Consider the following 7,715-nt stretch of genomic DNA (forward strand, 5'->3'; position numbering starts at 1 on the left):
CTCCCACATTTGACCGAGTCGTTTGCCAGAACACGGTCAAGTGTGGGAGCGGGCTTGCTCGCGAAGGCGGTTTGGCAGGCGCTACTGCAACATCTACCAATAATTATCGGGTTCCTCTGTCGGCTTTTTCCTACTGTTACCCACGATCTTTCAGGTTACTGAATGTGTAACCGCATCGCGCCAGTACGGGGCATTGGGAAACGCCAGGCCCGGTATCGGGGCCTCAAAAGTGCCGATGAAAAATAAGACCCTACGCTGTGCTTGCCGGATTAGAAGGGTTTGCCAATAATAGGCCCGCAATTTGCAATATAGATCGGTTCAATGTCTTTTGCCTTCGCATGATTTTGCAGGGCTGTCAACGTGCCAAAGCGGCATTCTCAGTGCTTCTGTAATTAGTTGTCGCATTGAAGAAATATCGGCTTCGGGCCTGTCGTTAGAATGCCGATCACTCGCTCGTCGTTGCCCGTGTTGAATTTCAACACCCGCTTCCCAGGACGCAGCAACGCTTTCCGGTTCCACTCATTCGCATATTGGGCTGTCGCTCACTCTGCCGTTTTAGCCCTTTACCGATGGAGTCCCAAGATGAAGAAACTCGTGCTGCTTGGCGCCCTGGCACTGTCCGTGCTGTCCCTGCCAACCTTCGCCGATGAAAAGCCTCTGAAAATCGGTATTGAAGCGGCTTACCCTCCGTTCGCGTCGAAAGCGCCGGACGGCAGCATCGTGGGTTTCGACTACGACATCGGCAACGCCCTGTGCGAAGAGATGAAGGTCAAGTGCGTGTGGGTCGAGCAAGAGTTCGACGGTCTGATCCCGGCGCTGAAAGTGCGCAAGATCGACGCGATCCTGTCGTCCATGTCGATCACTGAAGATCGCAAGAAGTCCGTGGACTTCACCAACAAGTACTACAACACCCCGGCTCGCCTGGTCATGAAGGCCGGCACTCAGGTCAGCGAAGGCCTGACCGAGCTCAAGGGCAAGAACATCGGCGTGCAACGTGGTTCGATCCACGAGCGTTTCGCCCGCGAAGTCCTGGCCCCGCTGGGTGCCGAGATCAAGCCATACGGTTCGCAGAACGAAATTTACCTCGACGTGGCCGCCGGCCGCCTCGACGGCACCGTGGCAGACGCTACGCTGCTGGATGACGGTTTCCTGAAAACCGACGCCGGTAAAGGCTTCGCGTTCGTCGGCCCTGCGTTCACCGACGTCAAATACTTCGGCGACGGCGTAGGTATCGCGGTTCGCAAGGGCGACAAGGCTGAGCTGGACAAGCTCAACGCCGCCATCGCGTCGATTCGCGAGAACGGCAAATACAAGCAAATCCAGGACAAGTACTTCGCCTTCGATATCTACGGCAAGTAATACGTCCAAGCGGCAAGTCCGAAATGGCGCAAGCAACAGGATCTCTGAGGTTTGCGCCATTTTTTCATCCCAACTTTCGAGGACCTGAATCATGTTGAAAGGCTACGGGGCTGTCATCCTCGATGGCGTTTGGCTGACGCTTCAGCTCGCCTTGTCGTCCATGGCCCTGGCCATTGTCCTGGGTCTGATCGGCGTGGCACTGCGTCTTTCGCCAGTGCGCTGGCTGGCCTGGCTGGGCGATCTGTACTCCACGGTGATCCGCGGTATTCCCGACCTGGTGCTGATCCTGCTGATTTTCTACGGCGGCCAGGACCTGCTCAACCGCGTCGCTCCAATGCTTGGTTATGACGAGTACATAGACCTGAACCCGTTGGCGGCCGGTATCGGTACTCTGGGCTTCATTTTCGGTGCGTACCTGTCGGAAACCTTCCGTGGTGCCTTCATGGCGATCCCCAAGGGGCAGGCCGAAGCCGGCATGGCCTACGGCATGAGCAGTTTCCAGGTGTTCTTCCGGGTGTTGGTGCCACAGATGATTCGTCTGGCGATTCCGGGTTTCACCAACAACTGGCTGGTATTGACCAAGGCCACCGCGCTGATTTCGGTGGTGGGGCTGCAAGACATGATGTTCAAGGCCAAGCAGGCGGCCGATGCCACCCGCGAGCCTTTCACCTTCTTCCTCGCAGTGGCGGCGTTGTACCTGGTGATCACCAGTGTCTCGTTGCTGGCATTGCGTCACCTTGAGAAGCGCTACTCGGTAGGCGTAAGGGCGGCTGATCTATGATCTTCGACTACAACGTCATTTGGGAGGCTCTGCCGCTGTACCTCGGCGGCCTGGTGACCACCCTCAAACTGCTCGCGCTGTCGCTGTTCTTCGGCCTGCTGTGCGCATTGCCGCTGGGCCTGATGCGCGTCTCGAAGAACCCGGTCGTCAACATGTCGGCCTGGCTCTACACCTACGTGATCCGCGGCACACCGATGCTGGTGCAGCTGTTTCTGATCTACTACGGTCTGGCGCAGTTCGAGGCGGTGCGTGAAAGCTTCGTGTGGCCGTGGCTGTCCAGCGCAACGTTCTGTGCGTGCCTGGCGTTCGCGATCAACACCAGCGCCTACACCGCTGAAATCATCGCCGGCAGCCTGCGTGCCACGCCGAACGGCGAGATCGAAGCGGCCAAGGCCATGGGCATGTCGCGGGTCAAGATGTACAAGCGCATCCTGCTGCCGTCGGCCCTGCGCCGCGCGCTGCCGCAGTACAGCAACGAAGTGATCATGATGCTGCAGACCACCAGTCTGGCGTCCATCGTGACCCTGATCGACATCACCGGTGCCGCGCGCACGGTCAACGCCCAGTTCTACCTGCCGTTCGAGGCGTACATCACCGCCGGCGTGTTCTACCTGTGCCTGACGTTCATTCTGGTGAAGCTGTTCAGGATGGCCGAGCGCCGCTGGCTGGGCTACCTGGCCCCGCGGAAGCACTGACATGGAACGCATCGATCATGCTTTGCCGTGGAGCCACCTGGGCAGCGAACGGCGGATTTCGGTGTTCCGCTTCGGCAGCGGCGAGCGCAAGGCCTACATCCAGGCCAGCCTCCACGCCGATGAGCTGCCGGGCATGCGCACCGCGTTCGAGTTGAAAAAGCGTTTGGCCGAACTCGAAGCCCAAGGCTTGCTCAACGGTGTGATCGAACTGGTGCCGGTGGCCAACCCACTGGGTCTCGGTCAGTTGCTGCAGGGCAATCATCAAGGGCGTTTCGAAGCCGGCAGCGGCAAGAACTTCAACCGCGATTTCGTCGAGTTGAGCGCGCCGGTTGCGGCTGCGCTGGCAGGGAGCCTCGGTGACGATCCGCACGCCAACATTCGCCTGATCCGTCAGGCGATGGCCGATCATCTGGCCGCGTTGCCAGAGGCAAGCAGCCAGTTGCAAGGCATGCAGCGTGTGCTGCTCAGCCACGCCTGCAGCGCCGATGTCGTACTGGATCTGCATTGCGATGCCGAAGCGGCGCTGCACATGTATGCCTTGCCGCAGCACTGGCCGCAGTGGCGTTCGCTGGCTGCGCACCTGAATGTGCGGGTCGGTCTGCTGGCGGAGGATTCCGGCGGCAGTTCGTTCGACGAAGCCTGTTCGTTGCCGTGGTTGCGTCTGTCGCGTCTGTTCCCGGAAGCAAAGATTCCGCTGGCCTGTCTGGCGACTACCATTGAATTAGGGGGGCAGGCCGACACCGGTCGTGCCGAAGCCTGCGCCCACGCCGAAGGCATTCTGGCGTTCCTCGCCGAGCAAGGCCTGATCGGCGGTGAATGGCCGAAGCCTGCGCAAGATCCTTGCGAAGGCATGCCGTTCGAAGGCACCGAGTTGTTGTTGGCACCACACCCTGGTGTGGTGAGTTTCCTGCGCAAACCCGGTGAGTGGGTTGAAGCAGGCGACGAAATTTTTGAAGTGATCGATCCGTTGGCGGATCGGGTCAGCACGGTGTGTGCTGGTACGTCCGGGGTGCTGTTTGCCATTGAACGGCTGCGTTATGCCCAACCCGGTTTCTGGCTGGCCAAGGTGGCGGGGCGCGAAGCGCTGCGTCACGGGCGCTTGCTCAACGACTGACTGACTGTTTTTGTGAGAACCGACCGCATGTACAAACTTGAAGTCCAAGACCTGCATAAACGCTATGGCAGTCACGAAGTGCTCAAGGGTGTGTCCCTGAAAGCGGCAGCCGGCGATGTGATCAGCATCATCGGCTCCAGTGGCTCCGGCAAAAGTACCTTCCTGCGTTGCATCAATCTGCTGGAGCAGCCGCACGCGGGCAAGATCCTGCTCAACAACGAAGAGTTGAAGCTGGTGGCGAACAAGGACGGCGCGCTGAAGGCCGCCGACCCGAAACAGCTGCAACGCATGCGTTCGCGCCTGTCGATGGTGTTCCAGCACTTCAACCTGTGGTCGCACATGACCGCGCTGGAAAACATCATGGAAGCGCCGGTGCACGTGCTGGGCGTGTCCAAGGCTGAAGCTCGCGAGAAAGCCGAACACTACCTGAACAAGGTGGGCGTGGCGCATCGCAAGGATGCTTACCCAGGCCACATGTCCGGCGGCGAGCAGCAGCGCGTGGCGATTGCCCGTGCGCTGGCGATGGAACCGGAAGTGATGCTGTTCGACGAACCGACCTCGGCGCTGGACCCGGAGTTGGTTGGCGACGTGCTGAAAGTCATGCAGGCCCTGGCCCAGGAAGGCCGGACCATGGTGGTGGTGACCCACGAAATGGGCTTCGCCCGTGAAGTGTCGAACCAGTTGGTGTTCCTGCACAAAGGTGTGGTCGAAGAAAGCGGCAACCCGCGTGAAGTGCTGGTGAACCCGCAATCCGAGCGTCTGCAGCAATTCCTCTCGGGTAGCCTGAAGTAATCAGAACTGCCGTTGTGCACCGCGATAGTGCATGCTTCGCAGTCCAAAGGCTGGCCCCGTTCCCCTGTGGGAGCGGGCTTGCTCGCGAAAGCGTAGTGTCAGTCACAACTAATGTTGGCTGACACACCGCCTTCGCGAGCAAGCCCGCTCCCACATTTGATCTTTGCCGGTTTTGCGATTTGTGTACATTTACGGGCTAGCATTGGCCCATGCCTTCATCACTGTTCTTCGCTTCGGATCGCTCGCCCATGACTGCCCATCGAATTGGTTTCCTGATTTGGCCCAGCACTAAAGCACTGACGCTTGCGCTGGCTGAGGAGGCCTTGCGTGTTGCCCAGCGTGTGCATCCGGACGTTGTCTACGAACTGTCGTTCCTGCAGGCCGAACTGCCAACCGAAGGTGCCTGGCAATTGCCGGGTGAACCGTGGGCCGGCAAGCTGGAGAACTTGCAGAAGCTGTTCCTGCTCGCCGACGAACCCCCGACCGCATTGGCGCCGGCACTCAGCAGTGCGCTCAAGCAACTGGTGCGTTCCGGTTGCGTGATCGGTGGTCTGTCGGCCGGTGTGTATCCGTTGGCGCAGCTTGGTTTGCTCGACGGTTATCGTGCGGCCGTGCACTGGCGCTGGCAGGACGATTTCGCCGAGCGTTTCCCGAAAGTCATTGCCACCAGTCACCTGTTCGACTGGGATCGCGATCGTCTGACCGCGTGCGGCGGCATGTCGGTGCTCGATTTGCTACTGGCGGTGCTGGCCCGTGATCACGGTGCGGAACTGGCCGGTGCGGTGTCGGAAGAACTGGTAGTCGAGCGCATCCGCGAGGGCGGCGAGCGCCAGCGCATTCCGTTGCAGAACCGCCTCGGTTCCAGCCATCCGAAGCTCACGCAAGCCGTGCTGCTGATGGAAGCCAACATCGAAGAGCCGCTGACCACCGACGAAATCGCCCAGCACGTGTGTGTGTCCCGTCGGCAACTGGAGCGGATCTTCAAGCAATACCTCAACCGTGTGCCGAGCCAGTACTACCTGGAGCTGCGCCTGAACAAGGCCCGGCAGATGTTGATGCAAACCAGCAAGTCGATCATCCAGATCGGCCTGTCCTGTGGCTTCTCCTCGGGGCCGCATTTCTCCAGCGCCTATCGCAATTTCTTCGGTGCCACGCCGCGGGAAGATCGCAACCAGCGGCGCAGCAGCAGCCCGTTCGAATTGTCGTCGGTGCCGCCGGAGCGCGGTTAACCCTCGGCTGACAAGGGTCATGGGTTTAGCATCCATGACCTGCTCGAGGGTTTAGTCAATTTCTATCTATATACATTGGCATCGTGCCAATCCTTGGGCGCTGAACAATGCCCAGGCAAATCCGTGCGCGATGATAAAGCTGTGGCGCAGGGTCAGAGCGCGAGCCGGTTCGGCAAATCTAATCCTGGTAACCCTGCCGTTAACCTTGTCAGCCAGTTAAACTGCGCCTTTGCGACCCTATATGTCGCATTGCCGTAAACCCGGGAAAATCCGGGGTTTGCGCTATAAGAAGTTGTCGCTTGGCGGCAAGGCCGGGCTGAAAACTGTCCTTACAATCCCCCCATCGCTCGCCAGTTTCAGGCGGGTGTTCCTCTTCAGGAGACTCCGATGTCCGTTGATCACGCTGCGGTAGAACGCGCCGATTTCGACCAGGTAATGGTTCCCAACTACGCGCCTGCCGCTTTCATTCCAGTGCGTGGCGCCGGTTCCCGCGTTTGGGACCAGTCCGGTCGCGAGCTGATCGACTTTGCCGGCGGGATTGCCGTTAACGTATTGGGCCACGCGCATCCGGCGCTGGTCGGTGCCTTGACCGAGCAGGCGAACAAGCTGTGGCACGTGTCCAACGTGTTCACCAACGAGCCGGCCTTGCGCCTGGCCCATAAGCTGGTCGATGCCACCTTTGCCGACCGCGCTTTCTTCTGCAACTCCGGCGCCGAAGCCAACGAGGCCGCTTTCAAGCTGGCCCGCCGTGTCGGTCACGACCGTTTCGGCAGCGAGAAGTACGAAATCATCGCCGCGCTCAACAGCTTTCACGGCCGTACCCTGTTCACCGTGAACGTCGGTGGCCAGTCGAAGTACTCCGACGGTTTCGGTCCGAAAATCACTGGCATCAGCCACGTGCCGTACAACGATCTGGCTGCCCTGAAAGCCGCCATTTCCGACAAGACCTGCGCTGTCGTACTGGAGCCGATCCAGGGCGAAAGCGGTGTCATCCCGGCCGAACTCGAATACCTGCAAGGTGCCCGCGAGCTGTGCACCGCGCACAACGCACTGCTGATATTCGACGAAGTGCAAACCGGTATGGGCCGTACTGGCCATCTGTTTGCCTACCAGCATTACGGCGTGATCCCGGACATCCTGACCAGCGCCAAGAGCCTGGGCGGCGGTTTCCCGATCGCAGCCATGCTGACCACCGAAGACCTGGCCAAGCACCTGGTCGTTGGCACCCACGGCACCACCTACGGCGGCAACCCGTTGGCGTGCGCTGTCGCGGAAGCTGTAATCGACGTGATCAACACCCCTGAAGTGCTGGCTGGCGTGAGCGCCAAGCACGACAAGTTCAAGGTGCGTCTTGAGCAGATCGGCGAAAAATACGGCCTGTTCACCAAGGTCCGTGGCATGGGCCTGTTGATCGGTTGTGTCTTGAGCGATGCCTGGAAAGGCAAGGCCAAGGACATCTTCAACGCCGCTGAAAAAGAAGGCCTGATGGTGCTGCAAGCCGGCCCGGACGTAGTGCGCTTCGCGCCGAGCCTGGTGGTTGAAGACGCGGACATCGACGAAGGCCTGGACCGCTTCGAACGCGCCGCGGCAAAACTGACGCAAGCCTGATAGACCCTTCGACGCCTGACCCTTCAGGCGTCGAACCGAATTTTTATGCCGGGCCCGGAACACAATGTGGGAGCGGGCTTGCTCGCGAAGGCGGTGTATCAGTCAACATCGTTGCTGTCTGACGCACCGCCTTCGCG

Annotated in this window: 7 protein-coding genes; all 7 read left to right on the plus strand. The window is 60.0% G+C overall.

What is annotated here, in order from left to right; all coding sequences use genetic code 11:
- Positions 1-582 precede the first annotated feature (582 nt).
- Positions 583-1,359 (plus strand): ABC transporter substrate-binding protein, encoded by a 777-nt coding sequence (locus ACCD00_RS29435; RefSeq protein ID WP_008022793.1) that lies wholly within the window; start codon positions 583-585, stop codon positions 1,357-1,359.
- 91 nt (positions 1,360-1,450) lie between these two features.
- Positions 1,451-2,140, plus strand: a complete 690-nt coding sequence (locus ACCD00_RS29440) for an ABC transporter permease (RefSeq protein WP_095193266.1) — start codon at positions 1,451-1,453, stop codon at positions 2,138-2,140.
- Positions 2,137-2,835 (plus strand): ABC transporter permease, encoded by a 699-nt coding sequence (locus ACCD00_RS29445; protein WP_413428733.1) that lies wholly within the window; start codon positions 2,137-2,139, stop codon positions 2,833-2,835. The genes ACCD00_RS29440 and ACCD00_RS29445 overlap by 4 nt, the downstream gene beginning before the upstream one ends.
- A 1-nt stretch (position 2,836) precedes the next feature.
- Positions 2,837-3,949: a M14 family metallopeptidase gene (locus ACCD00_RS29450; RefSeq protein WP_413428734.1), complete on the plus strand. Its 1,113-nt coding sequence runs from the start codon at positions 2,837-2,839 to the stop codon at positions 3,947-3,949.
- A gap of 27 nt (positions 3,950-3,976) precedes the next feature.
- Positions 3,977-4,741, plus strand: coding sequence for an ABC transporter ATP-binding protein (locus tag ACCD00_RS29455; protein WP_007971015.1), 765 nt, complete (start codon positions 3,977-3,979; stop codon positions 4,739-4,741).
- 248 nt (positions 4,742-4,989) lie between these two features.
- Positions 4,990-5,970, plus strand: a complete 981-nt coding sequence (gene argR, locus ACCD00_RS29460) for a transcriptional regulator ArgR (protein ID WP_413428735.1) — start codon at positions 4,990-4,992, stop codon at positions 5,968-5,970.
- A 387-nt stretch (positions 5,971-6,357) separates the two neighbouring features.
- Complete coding sequence (locus tag ACCD00_RS29465) at positions 6,358-7,578, plus strand: aspartate aminotransferase family protein (protein ID WP_413428736.1); 1,221 nt, start codon at positions 6,358-6,360, stop codon at positions 7,576-7,578.
- The last annotated feature ends 137 nt before the right edge of the window (positions 7,579-7,715 follow it).

Origin of the sequence: Pseudomonas sp. Pseusp3, assembly GCF_047304225.1 — a bacterium.
Classification (GTDB): domain Bacteria; phylum Pseudomonadota; class Gammaproteobacteria; order Pseudomonadales; family Pseudomonadaceae; genus Aquipseudomonas; species Aquipseudomonas fluorescens_CD.

What these genes read in the sequence shown, in the direction of transcription:
- ACCD00_RS29435 (WP_008022793.1), top strand. Translation starts at nt 583, where the DNA reads ATGAAGAAACTCGTGCTGCTTGGCGCCCTGGCACTGTCCGTGCTGTCC.
- ACCD00_RS29440 (WP_095193266.1), top strand. Translation starts at nt 1,451, where the DNA reads ATGTTGAAAGGCTACGGGGCTGTCATCCTCGATGGCGTTTGGCTGACG.
- ACCD00_RS29445 (WP_413428733.1), top strand. Translation starts at nt 2,137, where the DNA reads ATGATCTTCGACTACAACGTCATTTGGGAGGCTCTGCCGCTGTACCTC.
- ACCD00_RS29450 (WP_413428734.1), top strand. Translation starts at nt 2,837, where the DNA reads ATGGAACGCATCGATCATGCTTTGCCGTGGAGCCACCTGGGCAGCGAA.
- ACCD00_RS29455 (WP_007971015.1), top strand. Translation starts at nt 3,977, where the DNA reads ATGTACAAACTTGAAGTCCAAGACCTGCATAAACGCTATGGCAGTCAC.
- argR (WP_413428735.1), top strand. Translation starts at nt 4,990, where the DNA reads ATGACTGCCCATCGAATTGGTTTCCTGATTTGGCCCAGCACTAAAGCA.
- ACCD00_RS29465 (WP_413428736.1), top strand. Translation starts at nt 6,358, where the DNA reads ATGTCCGTTGATCACGCTGCGGTAGAACGCGCCGATTTCGACCAGGTA.